The sequence below is a fragment of the Vibrio albus genome (genome assembly GCF_003144035.1).
Taxonomy (GTDB): Bacteria; Pseudomonadota; Gammaproteobacteria; order Enterobacterales; family Vibrionaceae; genus Vibrio; species Vibrio albus.
In genome coordinates this window covers 100627-120091 of the sequence record NZ_QFWT01000004.1, presented here as the reverse complement: position 1 = coordinate 120091, position 19465 = coordinate 100627, and the positions used below count along the sequence as shown (strand labels likewise).

15 protein-coding genes and 1 pseudogene are annotated in these 19465 nt (G+C 48.6%); 15 read left to right on the top strand and 1 reads right to left on the bottom strand.

The genetic code is table 11. From position 1 onward, the window contains the following. The first annotated feature begins 15 nt into the window (after nt 1–15). From DI392_RS08890 to DI392_RS08870, 5 genes are all read left to right on the top strand, one after another. Nucleotides 16–321: a sarcosine oxidase subunit delta gene (locus DI392_RS08890; RefSeq protein ID WP_109319564.1), complete on the top strand. Its 306-nt coding sequence runs from the start codon at nt 16–18 to the stop codon at nt 319–321. After that, nucleotides 318–3335, top strand: coding sequence for a sarcosine oxidase subunit alpha (locus tag DI392_RS08885; protein ID WP_109319563.1), 3018 nt, complete (start codon nt 318–320; stop codon nt 3333–3335). Before DI392_RS08890 ends, DI392_RS08885 begins: the two co-directional genes overlap by 4 nt. Then, nucleotides 3328–4002: a sarcosine oxidase subunit gamma gene (locus tag DI392_RS08880; RefSeq protein WP_109319562.1), complete on the top strand. Its 675-nt coding sequence runs from the start codon at nt 3328–3330 to the stop codon at nt 4000–4002. The genes DI392_RS08885 and DI392_RS08880 overlap by 8 nt, the downstream gene beginning before the upstream one ends. Nucleotides 4003–4048: 46 nt before the next feature. Then, nucleotides 4049–4915, top strand: coding sequence for a formyltetrahydrofolate deformylase (gene purU / locus DI392_RS08875; protein WP_109319561.1), 867 nt, complete (start codon nt 4049–4051; stop codon nt 4913–4915). A gap of 336 nt (nt 4916–5251) precedes the next feature. Further along, nucleotides 5252–6013 (top strand): class II glutamine amidotransferase, encoded by a 762-nt coding sequence (locus DI392_RS08870; RefSeq protein ID WP_109319560.1) that lies wholly within the window; start codon nt 5252–5254, stop codon nt 6011–6013. Between the two features lie 104 nt (nt 6014–6117). Here DI392_RS08870 and DI392_RS20015 read toward each other — a convergent pair. Continuing rightward, a pseudogene (locus DI392_RS20015) lies at nt 6118–6213 on the bottom strand (rubredoxin-like domain-containing protein); the annotation flags it as partial. A 524-nt stretch (nt 6214–6737) separates the two neighbouring features. Between DI392_RS20015 and DI392_RS08860 the strand changes: the two are divergent. The 10 genes from DI392_RS08860 to etfB all read left to right on the top strand — a co-directional run bounded on the left by DI392_RS08860 (nt 6738) and on the right by etfB (nt 19364). After that, the gene (locus DI392_RS08860) at nt 6738–7937 is read left to right on the top strand and encodes a serine hydrolase domain-containing protein (protein ID WP_109319559.1); all 1200 of its coding nucleotides are present in this window, start codon (nt 6738–6740) and stop codon (nt 7935–7937) included. Nucleotides 7938–7964: 27 nt separating this feature from the next. Beyond that, the gene (locus tag DI392_RS08855) at nt 7965–8438 is read left to right on the top strand and encodes a GNAT family N-acetyltransferase (RefSeq protein WP_109319558.1); all 474 of its coding nucleotides are present in this window, start codon (nt 7965–7967) and stop codon (nt 8436–8438) included. Nucleotides 8439–8611: 173 nt separating this feature from the next. After that, nucleotides 8612–9991 carry an L-serine ammonia-lyase gene (locus DI392_RS08850; RefSeq protein ID WP_109319557.1) on the top strand — a complete coding sequence of 460 codons (1380 nt, stop codon included), beginning with the start codon at nt 8612–8614 and terminating at the stop codon, nt 9989–9991. Nucleotides 9992–10301: 310 nt separating this feature from the next. After that, nucleotides 10302–11435 (top strand): choline metabolism transcriptional regulator GbdR, encoded by a 1134-nt coding sequence (gbdR, locus tag DI392_RS08845; protein ID WP_219930892.1) that lies wholly within the window; start codon nt 10302–10304, stop codon nt 11433–11435. Nucleotides 11436–11619: 184 nt separating this feature from the next. Beyond that, nucleotides 11620–12597 (top strand): dipeptidase, encoded by a 978-nt coding sequence (locus tag DI392_RS08840; RefSeq protein WP_109319555.1) that lies wholly within the window; start codon nt 11620–11622, stop codon nt 12595–12597. A gap of 55 nt (nt 12598–12652) precedes the next feature. Beyond that, nucleotides 12653–13189, top strand: a complete 537-nt coding sequence (locus DI392_RS08835; protein ID WP_109319554.1) for a DUF5943 domain-containing protein — start codon at nt 12653–12655, stop codon at nt 13187–13189. Nucleotides 13190–13282: 93 nt separating this feature from the next. Continuing rightward, complete coding sequence (dgcA, locus tag DI392_RS08830) at nt 13283–15346, top strand: dimethylglycine demethylation protein DgcA (protein ID WP_109319553.1); 2064 nt, start codon at nt 13283–13285, stop codon at nt 15344–15346. Between the two features lie 9 nt (nt 15347–15355). Beyond that, nucleotides 15356–17317, top strand: coding sequence for a (Fe-S)-binding protein (locus DI392_RS08825; RefSeq protein ID WP_109319552.1), 1962 nt, complete (start codon nt 15356–15358; stop codon nt 17315–17317). Nucleotides 17318–17329: 12 nt separating this feature from the next. Further along, nucleotides 17330–18577 carry an electron transfer flavoprotein subunit alpha gene (etfA, locus tag DI392_RS08820; protein WP_109319551.1) on the top strand — a complete coding sequence of 416 codons (1248 nt, stop codon included), beginning with the start codon at nt 17330–17332 and terminating at the stop codon, nt 18575–18577. Further along, nucleotides 18567–19364 (top strand): electron transfer flavoprotein subunit beta, encoded by a 798-nt coding sequence (gene etfB / locus DI392_RS08815; RefSeq protein ID WP_109319550.1) that lies wholly within the window; start codon nt 18567–18569, stop codon nt 19362–19364. Before etfA ends, etfB begins: the two co-directional genes overlap by 11 nt. Nucleotides 19365–19465 lie beyond the last annotated feature (101 nt).

Here is a 19465-nt window from a genome sequence, read left to right as displayed (position 1 = left end):
GCAAAGGAGAGCATTATGTTTCATATTTATTGCCCGTATTGTCAGGAAATGAGGGAAGAAGAAGAGTTTCATGCACAAGGTCAGGCACATATAGCCCGTCCGGTTGATCCTGACAACTGCAGTGATAAGGAATGGGGGGAATTTCTGTATTACAGAAAGAACCCGAAAGGGCTGCATGAGGAAATGTGGTACCACTCAGCCGGATGCAGGAAATTCTTCAATGTGACCCGCAATACCGCGACTTACGAAATTAAGCGGGTCTACAAAATGGGCGAGAAGCCACAGGATGTAACAAGTTCGGTGCAAGGAGCGGAACTATGAAGCAGAAAAATCGCTTATCATCAGGGGGACGAGTTGACCGTTCCCAACCCCTGACATTTACTTTTAACGGAAAGCAGTACCAGGGTTATCAGGGGGATACCGTTGCTTCAGCCCTGCTTGCTAATGGCATTGATGTTGTCGGCCGAAGCTTTAAATACAGTCGTCCAAGAGGCATTATTGCTGCCGGGGCGGAAGAGCCAAATGCGATCTTACAGGTAGGGGCAACAGAAGCCACGCAAGTACCGAATGTACGGGCGACCCAGCAGGAGCTGTATGATGGGTTGGTTTGTTCTTCCACCAACGGCTGGCCAACAGTAGAAAAAGACGTCATGAGTGTCGTGGGCAAAGTCGGTGGAAAGATGATGCCTCCGGGTTTTTATTACAAGACCTTCATGTCACCGGCAAAAATGTGGCCGACTTATGAAAAATTCATTCGTAAAGCGGCGGGTCTGGGTCGTTCACCGTTGGAAAATGATCCTGATATCTACGATCACATGAACCAGCATTGCGATCTTTTAGTCGTGGGGGCTGGCCCGGCAGGTTTGATGAGCGCTCTGATTGCAGCCCGCTCCGGAGCCAGAGTGATCATCGCGGACGAGCAGAACGAACTGGGTGGCAGTCTGCTGTCTGCCCATGAAGTTATTGATAACAAACCTGCGGCAGAATGGGTGGATAACGTCGTGGCAGAACTGTCTGTCTGTGAGAATGTTATGTTGCTGAATCGCTCTACCGTGAATGGCTATCATGACCATAATTTCCTGACCATTCATCAGCGGCTAACCGATCATCTGGTGGACAGAGCCGGAGAAGATCAGATTCGTCAGCGGATGCACCGTGTCCGGGCTAAGTGGGTGATTCTGGCAACAGGGGCGCATGAACGTCCTCTGGTTTACGCGAATAATGATGTTCCCGGATGTATGCTGGCATCGGCCGTGTCGACCTATATTAATCGTTACAGTGTTGCACCGGGTAAGAATCTGGTGCTGATGACAACTAATGACGATGCGTATCAGACGGCCATAGACTGGCTGAACTCTGGACGGAAAGTGGCCGCCATTGCCGACACGCGTGCCAACCCTGACGGTGAGCTTGTGGAACAGGCTCGTGCGCTGGGTATTGAGGTTCTGACCAAAAGCGCAGTTATTGATGTGAAAGGTTCCAAACGGGTATCCGGTGCTGTTGTGGCTGAGCTGGATACCACGGGCGACAGCGTGACGGGGCATGTACGCACGATCAAATGTGACACCATTGCCAGTTCCGGTGGCTGGAGTCCGGCGGTTCACCTGTCCTGCCACACCGGCAGTCGTCCGGTCTGGAGTGATGAGGCTATCGGATTTATTCCGGGTGAAACGGTACAGAAACAACTGACTGCAGGCTCGATTAACGGATTGCAGACACTGAAATCGGTTCTGAAAGACGCGCATATGGTCGGCCTGAAAGCGGTGGAGATGCTTGGTCTGAGCGCAGGTAATGTGGTGTGCCCGGATGCGGCAGAGCGCAAAACAAGTCCGGCAATGGCATTATTCCATATTCCGCATGTTAAACCGACATCACGCGCCCCCAAGCAGTTTGTTGATTATCAGAATGATGTGACGGCTTCTGCCATTGAACTGGCGACCCGTGAAGGCTTTGAGTCGATAGAGCACGTGAAACGTTATACCGCCATGGGCTTTGGTACCGATCAGGGCAAACTGGGTAATATCAACGGAATGGCGATTACGGCGAAAAAGCTGGGTAAAAGCATCCCTGAAACCGGAACGACCATCTTCCGGCCAAACTATACACCTGTGACATTTGGTGCCATAGCAGGGCGAAACTGTGACGAGCTGTTTGATCCGGAACGTTATACCGCGATGCACGAATGGCATGTTGCTCAGGGCGCGAAGTTTGAGGATGTCGGCCAGTGGAAACGCCCGTGGTATTACCCGCAAGGCAATGAAACAATGCAGGAATCTCTTGACCGTGAATGTAAAGCGGTTCGCGAAAGTGTCGGTATTCTGGATGCATCGACGCTGGGTAAAATTGATATTCAGGGTAAAGATGCGCGTGAGTTTATCGGACGTGTCTATACCAACCCATGGGCCAAACTTGCCGTCGGTAAGTGCCGGTATGGCCTAATGTGTGGCGAAGACGGAATGGTCTTTGACGATGGGGTTACCTCTTGCTTGGGAGAGAATCACTTCTTAATGACGACCACTACCGGTGGTGCGGCTCATGTATTGGAGTGGCTGGAGCTTTATCATCAGACCGAGTGGCCTGAGCTGGAAGTGTACTTCAATAGTGTGACGGATCATTGGGCGACCATGACTCTGGGTGGTCCCGATAGCCGTCGACTGCTGGCTGAGTTGACTGACATCGATCTCAGTAATGACAGCTTTAAGTTTATGGACTGGAAGGAAGCGAAAGTCGCAGGCGTGCCAGCCCGGATTTTCCGGATTTCATTTACTGGTGAACTGTCGTTTGAAATCAATGTACAGGCTAACTATGGCCAATATGTCTGGGATAAGATTTTTGAGCACGGCAAAAAATACAACCTGACCCCTTATGGTACGGAAACTATGCATATCCTGCGTGCAGAAAAAGGCTTCATCATCGCTGGACAGGATACGGATGGCTCGATGACGCCGTTTGACCTGGGTATGGGCTGGTGTGTCGGTAAGACGAAACCATTTAGTTACATCGGCAAAAGGGGGATGGCCCTCGAAGCCAACCAGAAAAGTGATCGTAAACAGTTAGTTGGGCTCAAAACCGTCGATCCTAAGGTGGTATTACCCGAGGGTGCTCAGGCGGTAGATGATCCGAATCAACCTATCCCGATGACAATGTTAGGGCATGTCAGCTCCAGCTACTGGAGTGCTAACCTGAACCGGAGCATTGCGATGGGGTATATCCGGAACGGCCAGCAGCGAATGGGTGAGAAAGTGTTTTATCCACTGACGAACGGACAGGTAATTGAAGCTGAAATCTGCAGTCCGGTATTTTTTGATCCAAAAGGAGACCGTCAAAATGTCTGAAGTATTAACTCCTGAAAAGCACACTTCTACTATGGGTAGTGAGTTGACTAATAATGTCGCGGTTATGGATCAATATTCGACAGTAACCGCAGAGTCTCCGGTACTTGAACGTCATAAGGCTCCGGTCAGCCGAGCGGCGATATCTAGTGTCACTCTGAAAGAGGTCGCGTTGATGGGCCATATGATCCTGAGAGGAGACAGCGACAATCCGCAGTTTGTGAATGAGGTATCAAAAGTGCTTGGCGTACCGTTACCAACAGAGCCTTTAACCTCATCTGAGACAAACGAACTGAGTGTTTCCTGGGTGAGTCCTGATGAATGGCTGATTATTTTACCTGCCGAAAAGGCGTTTGATCTGGAAGTGGCGTTGCGAGCGAGCCTGTCTGGTCACTACTCAATTGTGAACCAGAGTGGCGGACAGACCATTCTGGAACTGAGTGGTCCGGATGCGGTGAATGTGCTGAAAAAGAGTACACCGGTCGATGTCCATTCGAGTGCTTTTCCGGTCGGGAAGGTGGTGACTTCGGTGTTGGCAAAAACCACAGCATTAGTCCGTCGGGTGGATGACTCTCGCTGGCAGCTTATTGTTCGTCGTAGCTTTGCAGACTATGCATGGCGATGGTTGGCGGATGCCGGTAAAGAATACGGTTTGGTCATTGAAAAATAGCAACGATAGCCGGGGATATTTCCCCGGCTATTTTATGGAGTAAAGTATGAGTAACCCTTCAGACTCTTGGATCTTTACGGCGACCTGTCCCAGCCTTTTGGGAACCGTTGATGTTGTCACCCGTTTTATGGCCGAGTCCCATAACTACATAAATGAAATCCATTCTTTTGATGATCATGTACAGAGTCAGTTTTTTATTCGCATTGAGTTCATCCCGGAAAAGGACGATTTCTCCCCGGAGCAGTTCAATGGTGATTTCAGTAGCAGAGCTGCCCCTTTTGAGATGAACTGGGCGTTAACGCCACCATGGAAAAAAGAGAGAGTCGCGATACTGGTCTCTAAGTTTGACCATTGCCTGAATGATCTGCTGTTTCGCTACCGGACCGGGCAACTGAACATCGAAGTGCCGGTAATTATCTCCAATCATCCTGATCTGGAGCATTTGGCCCAGTGGCATGGCATTCCTTATTACCATCTGCCGATTACGGCCGAAACCAAGGCTCAGCAGGAGGCGCAGATCCTGGCATTGCTGGATGAATATCACATTGATTTAGTGGTGTTAGCGAGGTATATGCAGGTGTTGTCGCCAGAGATGTGCTCGGCGCTGGATGGCAAAGCCATCAATATCCATCATTCCTTATTACCGGGCTTTAAGGGAGCCAGACCTTACCATCAGGCTTGGGAAAAAGGGGTAAAAATGGTGGGAGCCACGGCGCATTATGTGAATAACGATCTGGATGAAGGGCCTATTATTACTCAGGGCATTCAACCGGTGAATCATACGGATTATCCGCAAAGCCTGATCTCAAAGGGACAGGATATTGAACGTATCACGCTTTTTAACGCCGTCCGGTACCACATTGAGAAGCGTGTATTTCTTAGCGGAAACCGTACCGTGGTATTCAGCAACTAAGTTTTTATTTGTGGCTCCACCTCGATTGAGAACCTACTGAAACGTCAACTCATTTTAGGGTTCTTTCCATGGGAGAGTAACGATCTCCCATGATTTACAATAACAATAGAGAAAAGTCATGTTTTATCACACGCAGTTTCATCCTTTCTGTAACACAAAATTGGACATTTCTGTTTTATAAATCATCAAATAGAAGTTTCATTCGGATTAGAAATCCTAAGTTTAGAATCATACTATCTAGATAAATTTCATCTCAATTCACATCCCATAACTTTGAAAATATCACCAAATTCAGCCATATTTTTTATAAGAACAGTTACATTCGAGAGGTGTGTTATGTGTGAGCTATGTGCCATATCCAGCCTAATAAAAACCTCGCCTACAACTTCATTACATAAATTTAGTCAGCATGGAGGAAAAACTGGACATCACAGTGATGGATGGGGGCTTGCTGAATATGAAGGAACTACAGCCCTAATACACAAAGAGTCTAAAGCAGCTGCATTCAGCCAGAGATTAAAATATCTTAAAAATTACGAAAACAAAACTCAATGTGCTATTTGTCATATCCGCAAAGCAACCGTTGGTGAAATAGCTCTTCGGAATACCCAGCCATTTGTCTATGAATTACAAGGACACAGTCACGTATTCGCTCATAATGGCGACTTAAAAAATATATGGGAAGAAATTATATTTCCAGGAGAAAAGCCTGTTGGAGAAACAGATTCTGAATACGCGTTTTATTATTTAATGTCGTTTATAAAAGAATTATGGCATAACAGCGTTCCTACTCTGGATCAAAGGATTAACACCATTGCGCAGGTATTTACTGAGCTTGAAAAGTTAGGACCAGCGAATTTTATCTACAGCGATGGCAATTATCTTTATGCTTTTGCTAATAAACGGATTCAGCATAATGGAAAAATTGAACCTCCAGGTATGTATTGGTTAACTCGACAATGCAATGACGTAGAAGACAATTCTCAAGAGATTGTGCTCTTTTCTAGTGTTCCATTAACTAAAGAAAACTGGCAACCCGTTCCATCAGGACAATTGTTTGTAGTCCAAACAGGAAAACTTATCACACCATCATCATGAAATACGCGAAGATAACCTCAGATACAAAAATCCACCTACTTTTTCAGATGGACTTTACGTACTCTCTGGTAACATTAACTCATAATTTCATTACTAATTAATTTTTACCAGTTCTCTCCTAATAACTCAAAATGTGCCTGTGGATGTAGGCACGCAGGGCAAACTTTTGGAGCACCCTCAGCTTCATGCAGATATCCGCAATTTCTACAACGACATACTACCTTGCCATTTCTTTTAAAGACTTTGCCAGATTCAAGATTATCTGTGAGATCTTTAAATCGTTTATTTCACTATTCAGCCTTCTACTTGCTTTAAACCTTCAATGAAGCTAATTCATTAATTAAACTTGGTCAAACTATAGTCAAATAAAACGAGAGCCAAACGAGTCGTAAAAAGGAAAGGGGCAAAACTTAGTTATAAATTTTGCCTATAAAGAGAGAACCCCGCCAATATTCAGCCTGAATATTGCCAAGTACATTTCTAAAAATATTGATGGCAGCGATCAAAATTCCGGCATTTATGGCGAAGACCCACAAGGTGTAGCAGTCAGAGTGGATGCCTGGGCGGCATACAGGGGCATTCGTCACTTGGAAGGCGTCTGCTTACTCTCGACTGCCTAGGGCGTGCAGATTTATATTTACGAGTTGTGCCTCGAGAAAATAGTTTGATCAATAGGTTATAGTTAAGTATTCGCCTCTTCAATGAGCCCAACTTAGACAGCAGTATGAAAATAAATAGACTATTAATGCATAAGGTTAACTGGGTAATTATTACTGCCTTATTGGTTATATTGTTAAATATTTATCAGAATAATGTATTGAATAAGAAACCTTTTCGTTGGACCCAAGAAGCGACACAAAGCGATTGGAAAGTAAGTTCTCCGGAGCGAGAAGGTTTTAACCCAAGTGAACTTATCAAGTTGCACAAAAATGTAGAACGAAACTCAGCTAAAAAAGTGCAATCCATGTTAATAGCGCGAAATGGAAAGCTGGTTTTCGAACGATATTATTTGAATAGAAGTTCATCAGATGGCACCCCAATGCCCGATCCATACCCACCGGCACCTGATACATTTCATCACATGAAGTCTGTAACGAAGACAGTCACAGCGACCCTGATTGGCAGCCTACTCTATCAAAAAGCCATCCCTAGTATTGATACACCGCTATTCGACTATTATCTGGAAGATGATGTCCCAAATCTTGATTCAAAAAGAAACATCCTTATAAAGCATGCTCTTGATTTCAATAGTGGCCTTGATTGGTCTGAATGGAATGAAAGAAATAGCGACGCTATGAACATGTGGCTATCTGACGATCCATACAGATATATCTTTGAGAAGGACGTACTTCATACTCCGGGTGAAAAATATGTCTATCAAGGCGCGATGAGTGTGCTGTTAGGAGGATTAGTTGAAAGAGTAACAGGAAAGGAATTGAGAACCTACACGAGTGAAGTGCTTTTCGCTCCTTTAAATATTGTCAATTACCATTGGTTTCCTCATGAAGTCACTGGGGACTTCTTAGGCTCCTCAGGACTATATTTAAGGTCTAGAGACTTTGCCAAACTAGGACAACTTTATTTGAATAAAGGGCTTTGGAATGGTCAGCGTGTTTTTTCTGAACAGTGGGCGGAAGAGTGTTTAGTACCCAAAGGACAGTTTTGGAAGGATAGAACGATTCAGTATGGCCATAATTGGTGGTTTCCATTAATTAAAGTAGGTGATGAAAAAATATTGATCGCTGCGATGCGGGGTGCTGGTGGACAAGACATGTTCATCATACCTGAGTTACAGCTTATTTTTCTGATCACATCAGGAAACTATCAACAACAAGACGAGCACTATCCACTAGATCTTATTGCGGACTACGTTCTTCCTTCTCTTAATATCACTCATGCCAAACACTATCCTTTTGCCCTTTAGTTGGGCGTTATGTGGTTAAGAGGAAATATGGAAATAACTTTACTCGCGGATTATCCGCATGAAGCAAAGCAGATTGCCCAATGGTATTACGATGAGTGGGCTTGTCACGCTCCTAATGTTTCAAAAGAAATGGTACTTGAAGATGTTGCTAAAAAATCGGTTAGCAGCAGTCAAATTCCTTTGGCTATTATCGCCCGCGAAGATAATAAGCTTGTTGGTGTAGCTGAGCTGAAGTATAACGAAAATAAAAATTACCCTGATTATGTTCATTGGTTGGGTGGTGTTTTTGTTGCGCCAGAACATAGACGTAAAGGTATTTCAAATCGTCTAATTGAAAAATCTAAAAATAAAGCTGTAGAGCTAGGCATTAAAAAGCTCTATTTACAATGTGAAAGCCACAATATAAAGCTTTATCAAAAACATGGTTTTCAAGTTTTACACTCAGAAGGTGAATCAAGCTTCATAATGGTTTTGGGAACCAGTTATTATTCTCACAATTAACTTGTTACACATTAGACGACACATAACATCTTTTCCTCTTTCCTCTCCTTTTCTTCTTACTGGCTATCGAGTCGACATTAGTGGTGGAGATGTCGTTTTAGAACACTTCAGGCAACGCCAAATTACCAATAATCAAGTCTACGAACGTGAAATGGATTTTGCTAGGAGCTGTTATGAGCATCAGTGTCTTTGATTTATTTAAAATTGGGATTGGCCCGTCCAGTTCTCATACTGTTGGCCCCATGAGAGCTGCCTGTGAGTTTGTTACTGAGCTAGGTGAAAGTAATCGGCTAATGGATGTTGAATCTGTCAACATTACGCTATTTGGTTCTCTGAGTGCGACAGGCTCAGGACACAATACCGACAAAGCGGTATTAATGGGGCTAATGGGACATCAGCCCGATACCATCGATCCTGACGTGGTGGAGCCGGCTATCAAGGCCATCTGTGAAACCGGAAGTCTGATGCTGGCGCAAAAGAAAAACATTGAGTTCGACTGGGTGGAACAACTGACATTTGATGATCGGGTTCTGCCTTATCACCCGAACGCCATGACACTGGCCGCTTATGGCAGTGAAAACAAGCTGCTGGCAGAGAAAACCTACTACTCCGTGGGGGGAGGCTTTGTCGTTGATGACACGATGGTAGGCAATGAGGAATCTGGTGATGATCAGCCAGTATACCCTTACGACTTTAACAGTGGGGCCGAGCTGCTGAGGTTATGCCATCAACATGAATTAAGGATCAGTGAACTGGTGATGGAAAATGAGCAGTCCCTGCGTAGTAAACTCAGCATCAAATCCAGTTTGTATAAGCTTTGGCAGGTGATGGAAGAGTGTATTGCCTGCGGTATAGAGAAGGAAGGCATATTACCCGGCGGGCTAAATGTCAAAAGGCGGGCAGCATCGCTTTACCGTTCTCTGGTTCATGCTGAAGGTGATTCGGTGATTTATTCCTCATTGAGTGGCATGGACTGGGTTAACCTGTTTGCCCTTGCCGTGAATGAAGAAAATGCCGCCGGCGGACGAATGGTTACCGCGCCAACCAATGGTGCCGCAGGGATTATCCCGGCGGTATTGATGTACCACATGCGCTTTCACCCCAAATCCAAGCCGAAAGATATTATCCGGTTTTTCCTGGCGGCGACGGCAATTGGTACCTTATGTAAGAAAAATGCGTCTATTTCAGGTGCGGAAGTCGGTTGTCAGGGAGAAGTCGGTTCTGCCAGTGCCATGGCCGCAGCCGGGTTGACGGAAGTGCTGGGCGGCACACCGGAACAGGTTGAAAATGCGGCGGAAATCGCGCTGGAACATAACCTGGGCCTGACCTGCGATCCGGTCGGCGGATTAGTTCAGGTACCTTGTATAGAGCGTAATGCCATTGCTGCGGTCAAAGCCATCAATGCTGCCAATATGGCGCTCCGGGGGGATGGTCAGCATTTCATTTCTCTGGATAAAGTTATCCGAACCATGAGAGAAACCGGGCTTGATATGCAGGATAAATACAAAGAGACCTCCCGAGGAGGGTTGGCGGTGAACACCATTGAGTGTTAATACGGCCTGATGCCATAAGAATGCGGACATAGCGTGCCTTATTGGTGCTGTTGCCAGCTGTTGGTGCAAAAAGAGCGGACTATTCACAGAATTGTTGCTGCTCTTTTTTTTATGTATTTTTTCTATGGTTTTCATGATCTACATCAAAGTGATAATAAAAACGACATTTTTGTATCTATTTGCGACACATTCAGAAGCTGGGATCAAACATGATATTTTAGGGTACAGATGTTGCTCTGCCGTTTATATCTAACCCGATATGGTTAGCTGAAAAGGAAGTCTCCGCCACTATTATATTATGGAGTATGCGATGTCAGCCTCAAAAACCGCATTCAATAATAACAATACACAAAACGCTCAAAAGGAAGTTAACCGTATCGGTTTTCTGTTATTAAACAATTTTACCATGCTGGCACTTGCCTCTGCTGTTGACCCGTTAAGGATGGCCAATCAACTGAGTGGTAAGGAGTTATACGATTGGTACACAATCAGCGAAAACGGGGAATCTGTCGTGGCGAGTGATGGTATTACGCTTGCGCCGGATACGTCGATGAGTGCCGCTCCCAAGCTGGATACCCTGATTGTGGTGGGAGGGGTGAACATTACCCGCAGTTATACCGGTCGGCAAATCAGCTGGATCCAGTCCTTAGCCCGTAAGCATGTGCGTTTAGGCGGCGTGTGTACCGGCCCTTACCTGCTGGCCGAAGCCGGGGTAATGGACGGGTACCAGTGCAGCGCCCACTGGGAGTGTATTGCTTCACTGCAGGAATCTCACCCGAGAGTACATTGTTCTAATCACCTGTTTGTCGTGGATCGGGACCGAATGACCAGCAGTGGCGGTTATGTTCCACTGGATATGATGATTAACATGATTCAGCGTGACTTTGGCCGGGAGCTTGCTTCCAGCATTTCCGACATGTTCATTTGCGACAGGGTTCGGGGCGAGAGTGACTATCAGCGCATTCCGTTACGCCATGTGCTTGGAACCGCGCAGCCTAAGCTGGTGGAAGCCATCAGTCTGATGGAGGCCAATATCGAAGAAACCATCGAACTGGGTGAGCTGGCGATGTATGTCGGGTTATCCCGGCGTCAGCTGGAGCGCTTATTTCAGAAGTACCTTCAGTGCTCGCCATCGAAATATTACCTGAAACTGAGACTATTCCGGGCAAGGCAATTGCTGCGTCAAACGTCCATGTCGATCATTGATATTGCGACCGCGTGTGGCTTTGTGTCCTCTCCTCATTTCAGTAAATGTTATCGCGTGCATATCGGGCTTTCTCCACGCGCCGAGCGTCTGGGGCAACGAACCACAGAGTTGAACGATCTTGTTAATTCGACGCAAGTTCCGGCGAATATGGAACCATTTGAAGACACTTCTCTGCATTCATCCAAGGTGTTGTTTGAAGCCCAGAGCGAACCGACCTACGGTTCTGTGATGGTGTAGCCTGTCAGGCAGTACTAGAGCATACCCCAGAAAAACCGCTGCTGTTCAGGCAGCGGTTTTTTTATCTTTACGCATTAAGAAAGGGTACGCAAAAGGTCATTGGTATGACGTTTTCAGAACACTTTTAGGCAGCAGTAATACCTATTCTGGACACAAGGTCATAATCAGTGAAGCAGGTGTAAAAATGAACGCAAAGGAACTGCATGATGACGCTATCGTCATTGATGGATTGGTTATCGCAAAATGGGACAGAGCGTTATTTGAGGATATGAGAAAGGGTGGGCTGACTGCCGCAAACTGTACGGTCTCCGTATGGGAGGGCTTTCAGAGTACGGTAAACAACATCGTAGAGATGAACGCCCTGATTGAAGCAAATAGCGATATAGTGACGAAAGTTCATACCACACAGGATATTCGACGAGCCAAAGCAGAAGGCAAAACCGGAGTGATGATGGGGTTCCAGAACGCCAATGCCTTCGAGGATCAACTTGGCTATGTTGAGGTATTCAAAGACCTGGGCGTGGGCGTTGTACAGATGTGTTACAACACTCAGAACTTGGTAGGAACCGGCTGTTATGAGCGTGATGGCGGACTATCCGGATTCGGACATGAAGTGGTTGCCGAGATGAACCGGGTTGGCGTTATGTGTGACCTTTCTCATGTCGGAGAAAAAACCTCGAAGGAAGTGATCCTCGCGTCAGAAAAACCGGTGTGTTATTCCCACTGTCTGCCGAGCGGACTGAAAGATCACCCTCGAAATAAATCGGATGAAGAGCTTAAGTTCATTGCCGACCACGGTGGTTTTGTAGGTGTGACGATGTTCGCTCCGTTCCTGAAAAACGGGATTCATTCCACCATCGAAGACTATGTCGAAGCCATTGAGTACATTTTCAATCTGGTTGGTGAAGATCAGATTGGTATTGGTACCGACTTTACGCAAGGCCACGGCCAGCCGTTCTTTGAGTGGCTCACTCATGATAAAGGCTATGCCCGTCGTCTGACTAACTTCGGCGAAATCATTAACCCGGAAGGCATCCGTACTCTGGGTGAATTCCCTAACCTTACCGATGCGCTACTGCGCCGTGGTTTTACTGAACCGCAGGTCAGAAAAATCATGGGGGAAAACTGGTTACGAGTGTTAGGCGATGTCTGGGGTGAGTAGCCCCGTTCAAACAGAACAAATCGGAATATAAAGGAATAGAAAGGGAGTATTCAACATGAGTGTACACGCACCTGAAATGCCAATTTTGGTGGACGATGAAACGGGCGTATGGACAACCGACGCCTTACCGATGCTTTATGTACCAAGACATTTTTTTGTGAATAACCATATGGCTATCGAAGAAGAAATCGGAGCGGAACGTTACGCCGAGATTCTTTATAAAGCCGGCTATAAATCCGCTTACTACTGGTGTGAAAAAGAAGCGGAAGAACATGGTCTGGCAGGAGAGGAGATCTTTGAGCACTACATGAAACGTCTGTCTCAGCGTGGCTGGGGGCTGTTCACGATAGAGTACCTCGATATTGAGAAAGGCGAAGCTGAGGTTCGTTTAGATAACTCATGTTTCGTTTATCAGTACGGGAAAGTGAACCGTAAAGTCGAATACATGTTTACCGGATGGTTTGCCGGCGCACTGGATCAAATCGCGGAAAGCATGGGGAATTCCATTAAAACCAAAGCTGTTCAGGTGCAAAGCGCTGCCGAGGAAGGTTGTTCGCATGGCCTGTTTACTGTTGCTCCCGTGGCGTCTTAGGACGCCTTAATCACGAAGCTAAAAATATTATAAATATTGTCAAGGAAGACGGTCCTTATCCTGAAAAGGGTAAGACTGGTACAGAGGTGAAGTATGTCTCAGTTTGATATTCTGTTCCAACCATTAAAGATTAACAAAACGACCATCCGTAACCGGGTTGTCAGTACAGCGCATGCAGAGGTGTATGCGACTGATGGCGGTATGACTACCGACCGATACGTTAAGTACTACGAAGAGAAGGCCAAAGGCGGGTGCGGCCTTTGTATTTGTGGCGGCTCCAGTGTCGTATCTATCGACAGTCCTCAAAGCTGGTGGAGTTCAGTTAATTTGTCTACCGACAGAATCATTCCTCATTTCCAGAATCTGGCGGATGCGGTGCATAAGCATGGCGGCAAGATCATGATCCAGATCACCCACATGGGGCGTCGCTCACGCTGGGACGGTGAGCACTGGCCAAACCTGATGTCACCATCCGGTATTCGCGAGCCGGTACACCGCGCCACCTGTAAAACCATTGAGGAAGAAGAGATCTGGCGCATTGTCGGGGATTTTGCCAAAGCGGCAGTCCGCGCCAAAGAAGGTGGTCTGGACGGTGTAGAACTGTCTGCCGTACACCAGCATATGATTGACCAGTTCTGGTCGCCTCGGGTAAACAAACGTACCGACCAGTGGGGCGGGAGCTTTGAAAACCGAATGCGCTTTGGTATGGAAGTGCTGAAAGCGGTGCGTGAAGCTGTAGGCCCGGATTTTGTGGTGGGTATGCGAATTACCGGTGATGAGTTCCACCCTGATGGCTTGTCGCACGATGATATGAAAGAGATCGCGGCGTACTACGATGCCACTGGCATGGTCGACTACTTTGGTGTGGTGGGCTCCGGCTGTGATACTCACAATACACTGGCTAACGTCATCCCGAACATGAGCTATCCGCCAGAGCCTTTCCTGCACCTGGCCGCCGGCATTAAAGAGGTGGTGTCGGTTCCGGTTATTCATGCGCAGAATATCAAAGATCCTAATCAGGCCAAGAGGATACTGGAAGGCGGCTATGTCGACTTTGTCGGTATGACAAGGGCGCATATTGCTGACCCGCACCTGATTACCAAGATCAAACTGAATCAGACGGATCAAATCCGTCAGTGCGTCGGGGCAAACTACTGTATTGACCGTCAGTATATGGGGCTGGACGTACTGTGTATTCAGAATGCGGCCACCTCCCGCGAGCATATGGGCATGCCTCATATCATCGAAAAAACGACAGGTCCGGTACGTAATGTTGTGGTGATCGGCGGTGGTCCCGGTGGTCTGGAAGCGGCTCGTGTTGCCGCAGAGCGAGGCCATAAGGTGACGCTTATCGAGAAATCCGAAGAACTGGGCGGACAAATTAATATTGCGGCCAAAGCACCACAGCGTGATCAAATGGCCGGTATTACCCGCTGGCTGGCAATGGAAATTAACCGTTTAGGGGTTGATGTTCAGCTAGGCATGGCAGCCGATGCCGGAATGATCCGGGAGCTGAAACCGGATGTCTGTATTCTTGCCACGGGTGGAACGCCGTTTATTGAACAGAACCCTGAATGGGGCGCGGAAGAAGGGCTGGTGGTGTCTACCTGGGACATCCTGAACGGAACCGTGGAACCGGGCAAGAACGTACTGATATTCGATACCATCTGTGAATTCTCAGGCATGTCAGCGGCAGATTATCTGACCTCTAAAGGAGCCAAAGTTGAGCTGGTGACGGATGATATCAAACCGGGTGTCGGCATTGGTGGTACTACCTTCCCGACTTACTACCGCAGCCTGTATGAGAAAGAAGTCATCATGACCTCCGATCTGGCTCTGGAGAAAGTGTACCGGGAAGGTGAGAACCTGATTGCGTTACTGGAGAACGAGTACACCGGTCAGAAAGAGGAGCGGGTGGTTGATCAGGTTGTGATTGAAAACGGCACCCGTCCTAACGAAGCGCTCTACTACGAGCTAAAGGCCGAGTCAGTCAATAAAGGGCAGATTGATACTGAAGCCTTGTTTGCGTCAGCGGTACAGCCTGTTTTATCTGAGCAGAAAGAAGGGATGATCCTGTGGCGTCTGGGGGACTGCGTATCACAGCGTAATACCCATGCTGCAATCTATGATGCCTTACGTTTGTGCAAGGATTTATAAGGAGGGCGTATGAACCTGGAGTTACTTCCCATCCTGCTTATGACCGCCATTGCGCTGACGGTCATTGGAATGTGGCGACGCATTCGAATGTGGCGTCGGGGCCAGAAAGAGCGAGTAGCGTTCTGGTCTGGTCTGGCTTCAATGCCCCGTCGGTATCTGGTGGACCTGCACCATGTAGTGGCCCGCGATAAAGTGATGTCTAATACGCACGTTGCGACGGCGGGGGGATTTGTCTTATCGGTGGTACTTATTTTAACTGTACACCTGTTTGGCGTTACTTCGGACATCGTCTCCTGGCTGCTGCTCGGGTCACTTGCTCTCATGTTTGTGGGAGCACTATCCGTATATCGCCGTAGAATGAATCCTCCGTCCAGATTGTCCAAAGGACCATGGATGAGGCTTCGTAAGAGCTTGCTGGTCTTTTCTGTCAGCTTCTTCCTGATGACCCTGCCGGTATCCGGTCTGCTTCCTGAGGGATCGTTAAACTGGGTGGTTAATGCTGTCTTAATCGCCGGCATTATCTGGGGCATTGGTGAAATGTTCCTCGGCATGGGCTGGGGTGGCCCGATGAAACACGCCTTTGCCGGTTCGTTACACCTGGCATTTCACCGCCGTCCAGAGCGGTTTGGCGGAGGCCGTTCAACCGGTCTGAAGCCGGTGGACCTTTCCGCAGCAAAACTGGGTGTAGAGAAGCCGGAAGACTTTAAATGGAACCAGCTGCTCGGTTTTGATGCCTGTGTTCAGTGTGGCCGGTGTGAGGCGGTGTGTCCCGCCTTTGCTGCCGGGCAACCGCTGAACCCGAAAAAACTGATTCAGGACATGGTGGTCGGGCTTGCCGGCGGCACGGACAAACGCTATGCCGGCAGTCCGCACCCAGGCAAAGAGGTCGGGTGTGGTTCCGGCGGTGCTCATAACCCTATCGTCGGTGGTGTCGTGAATGCTGACACCTTGTGGTCATGTACGACCTGCCGGGCCTGCGTTGAAGAGTGTCCGATGATGATCGAGCATGTGGATGCCGTGGTGGATATGCGTCGTTTCCTCACTCTGGAGAAAGGCGAAACACCGGAAAAAGGTGTCGAGGTGCTGGAGAACCTGATATTTACGGACAACCCTAACGGACATGCGCCGAAGAAACGCTCTCACTGGGCGGTCGATCAGGACCTGAAACTGATGTCGGAAGTGAAACGGGCTGATGTACTGTTCTGGGTCTCTGATGGCGCATTTGACATGCGTAGCCAGCGCATCCTGAAAGCCTTTGTGAAAGTGATGAAGGCGGCTAATCTGGATGTGGCTATTCTTGGCGATGAAGAGCTCGACAGTGGTGATGTCGCACGCCGGTTAGGTGATGACGCGACATTCCAGCGTCTTGCAAAGCGCAATATCGCTACGCTGTCGAAGTATGAGTTTGACTGTATCGTGACAACCGATCCACACGCCTTCCACTGCCTTAAAAATGAATACCCGGACTTTTATCCAGCGGATGAAAAGCCCGGGTATCAGGTATGGCATCACACGACATTTATCAATCAACTGGTTGAGAAAGGTCTGATTCATCTGCGTCCGTATCAGGACATCAAAGCAACCTACCATGATCCCTGTTACCTCGGCCGCTATAACGGAGAGTATGAATCGCCTCGTTCTCTGCTGAAACAACTGGGCATTGAAATCTCTGAAATGGAACGCTCCGGGTTCCGCTCCCGCTGCTGTGGCGGTGGTGGAGGCGCACCGATCAGTGACATTCCGGGCGAACAACGTATCGCTGACATGAGAATGGAAGACATCCGGGAAACCGGGGCGGAACTGGTCGCCGTTGGTTGTCAGCAGTGTACCGCCATGCTCGAAGGGGTCGTAGAGCCAAGACCAGAGGTGAAAGATATTGCTGAGCTGGTGGCTGAGGCACTGATAGACGTTTCTGAAAGTACGGACAGTGTGGATGTCTGGTCTCCGGAAAAACAACCGGAAACCGTGTAGGGGGAGAAAGGAATGAATGACATCATAATTCGTCGCGATCGCCGCGCAGAATGGATCCTCCGTAACCGGCTGCACCCGGAACATGCCAGCCTGGTGACGCTACCGACACAAGAGCGTGGGCCTGGCGGAGTGATCCGCCGCTACCCTCACCGGGAAGGGTTTATCGGTCCCAATGGTATTAAACGTATCGACAGACTGAATGGCAGCAATGTGTCTTCCTTGTCGGGATCGGCTCGTACGATTGCCCGTCAGGAAGTGCTCCTGCCGCTGCATCAGGTAACGGAACCGGATTTCTATATTACGGTGGTGCCTGATATGTCCGGAGGACGCCTCACCAGTCATGACCGGGATATCTTAGGGCAGGCCCATAAACTGGTTAAGGAGTATCAGGGGCAGGGTGAAGGAGCCGTCATGGCGATTATCTTTGGTCCGCATAAAGAAACCCAGTTTGATACGGCCGGTGTTGACCGTTTGCTGACTATTCCTGATGAGCGTTTTGCTGATTACTGTCCGGAAGACAAAGTGCAGATGCTTAAGGCAGTTGATGATCGCTTTGCGCCGAAGCACTGGCTGTTCCCGGACAGCATCAGCGGCGGGTTTGAACTCGGTGCCCGTCTTGCGGCGGAACTGCATGAACGGCCGGCGACGCAGGCCTGGCAGGTCACGACGGAAGAAACGGTTTGCCGTGCTTCCGGCGGGCGGCATGACATTAAGCGTGAGACACCAAGAATGCTGTTGCTGGCTGAGGAGTGTGCGCTTCCGATCGATGAAACCCGGCATGAGGCGGCTCCGGTTGAGCTTGATATCACCGTTGAACCTGAGAACCATATCGACGATCTGGGACAGATCGCAGTGGATCCTCAGTCCATACCTCTTACCGAAGCTGAATTCATACTCTCGGCAGGTAATGGTATTCATGACTGGGAACAATTCCATCGTGCCGCGGACGTACTGGGCGCAACTGAAGGGGCCAGCCGTGTGGCGGTCGATGATGGGTTTATGCCAAGACACCGGCAGGTCGGGGCAACCGGTAGCTGGGTTAGCGCTCGTCTCTATTTAGCCGTCGGTATCTCCGGTGCGATCCAGCACCTGCAGGGGATTGGTGCCTGTGAAAAAGTCGTGGCAGTGAATACCGATCCTGGCTGTGACATGGTGAAACGCGCCGATCTTAGCGTGATTGCCGACAGCAATGAGTTGTTGTCTGAGTTAATCAGCCTGATGGAACGCTATCAACGGGAGGAAGTGAAAGATGCCGCATAACGATGATGTACAAGCATTGAAAATCAGTGCTCTGGTATCGGTTGGGGCCCATCCTGATACCGGAAGACCGCGCAGGGCAATGAGTGATGCCCGTGCTGTCGAGCTTGGGCTGGCAATGGAAAACGGATCACTGGAAGTGGTGCATGCCGGAAGCCCCGAAGACCCGGCTCTGGCTTATTACGCCGGTATGGGCTTACCCGCTATCCGGGTGTTAGGCCAGCCGGAGGAGGCCGATGCAGTCGTGACCCTGACGCAGTATTTTCAGGACAACATGCCCGATATTCTGCTGACCGGCGGGCGCTCAGAGAGCGGTGAGTCATCAGGCTTACTGCCTTTCTTTCTGGCTCAGAGACTGAATTGCCCGATTGTAATGGGCATTGCTGAAATACTTTCCATTGAAAACGGCAGGGCCAAAGTGCTTCAGGCGCTACCCAGAGGGCAACGCCGGGCCGTTAGCGTGACGCTACCCTTTGTCGCCAGTGTCGATATGGCCGCAAAGGCTCCACGGCAAAGTGCTTACGGCCGGGCACGCCACTGTGACATAGAAGCGCGCATGGTTGGGGAAGCAGTGCCTGATCAGGTGCGGCAGAGCTGGGAAGAAACAGAAGCAAAACCAAAATTAAAACGCCTGAAAGTGGTTAAGGCGAAAAGCGCCGCCGATCGCTTCAAGGCGGCTACGGCCAAAACAGAATCATCAGGAGGACGCGTACTAAAAGATAAACCGGTGAGTGAAATGGCTCAGGCAGTGTTCGACCTGCTGCTTGAAGAAGGCGTTATTCACCGATGACGTGAGCTCATTCAGGATTACAGGAAGTACCGGAATGAGTTTGTATTTCTAACTCTTAGTTAAACAAACATTTGTTAAACAGATAATGTAAAGAGGGATCG

Excerpts from the sequence above, each read along its gene's own strand:
- purU (WP_109319561.1), top strand. The coding sequence starts at position 4,049 with ATGAGTAACCCTTCAGACTCTTGGATCTTTACGGCGACCTGTCCCAGC.
- DI392_RS08890 (WP_109319564.1), top strand. The coding sequence starts at position 16 with ATGTTTCATATTTATTGCCCGTATTGTCAGGAAATGAGGGAAGAAGAA.
- etfA (WP_109319551.1), top strand. The coding sequence starts at position 17,330 with ATGAATGACATCATAATTCGTCGCGATCGCCGCGCAGAATGGATCCTC.
- dgcA (WP_109319553.1), top strand. The coding sequence starts at position 13,283 with ATGTCTCAGTTTGATATTCTGTTCCAACCATTAAAGATTAACAAAACG.
- DI392_RS08880 (WP_109319562.1), top strand. The coding sequence starts at position 3,328 with ATGTCTGAAGTATTAACTCCTGAAAAGCACACTTCTACTATGGGTAGT.
- DI392_RS08885 (WP_109319563.1), top strand. The coding sequence starts at position 318 with ATGAAGCAGAAAAATCGCTTATCATCAGGGGGACGAGTTGACCGTTCC.
- DI392_RS08870 (WP_109319560.1), top strand. The coding sequence starts at position 5,252 with ATGTGTGAGCTATGTGCCATATCCAGCCTAATAAAAACCTCGCCTACA.
- DI392_RS08840 (WP_109319555.1), top strand. The coding sequence starts at position 11,620 with ATGAACGCAAAGGAACTGCATGATGACGCTATCGTCATTGATGGATTG.
- DI392_RS08860 (WP_109319559.1), top strand. The coding sequence starts at position 6,738 with ATGAAAATAAATAGACTATTAATGCATAAGGTTAACTGGGTAATTATT.
- DI392_RS08835 (WP_109319554.1), top strand. The coding sequence starts at position 12,653 with ATGAGTGTACACGCACCTGAAATGCCAATTTTGGTGGACGATGAAACG.
- DI392_RS08850 (WP_109319557.1), top strand. The coding sequence starts at position 8,612 with ATGAGCATCAGTGTCTTTGATTTATTTAAAATTGGGATTGGCCCGTCC.
- gbdR (WP_219930892.1), top strand. The coding sequence starts at position 10,302 with ATGTCAGCCTCAAAAACCGCATTCAATAATAACAATACACAAAACGCT.
- DI392_RS08825 (WP_109319552.1), top strand. The coding sequence starts at position 15,356 with ATGAACCTGGAGTTACTTCCCATCCTGCTTATGACCGCCATTGCGCTG.
- etfB (WP_109319550.1), top strand. The coding sequence starts at position 18,567 with ATGCCGCATAACGATGATGTACAAGCATTGAAAATCAGTGCTCTGGTA.
- DI392_RS08855 (WP_109319558.1), top strand. The coding sequence starts at position 7,965 with ATGGAAATAACTTTACTCGCGGATTATCCGCATGAAGCAAAGCAGATT.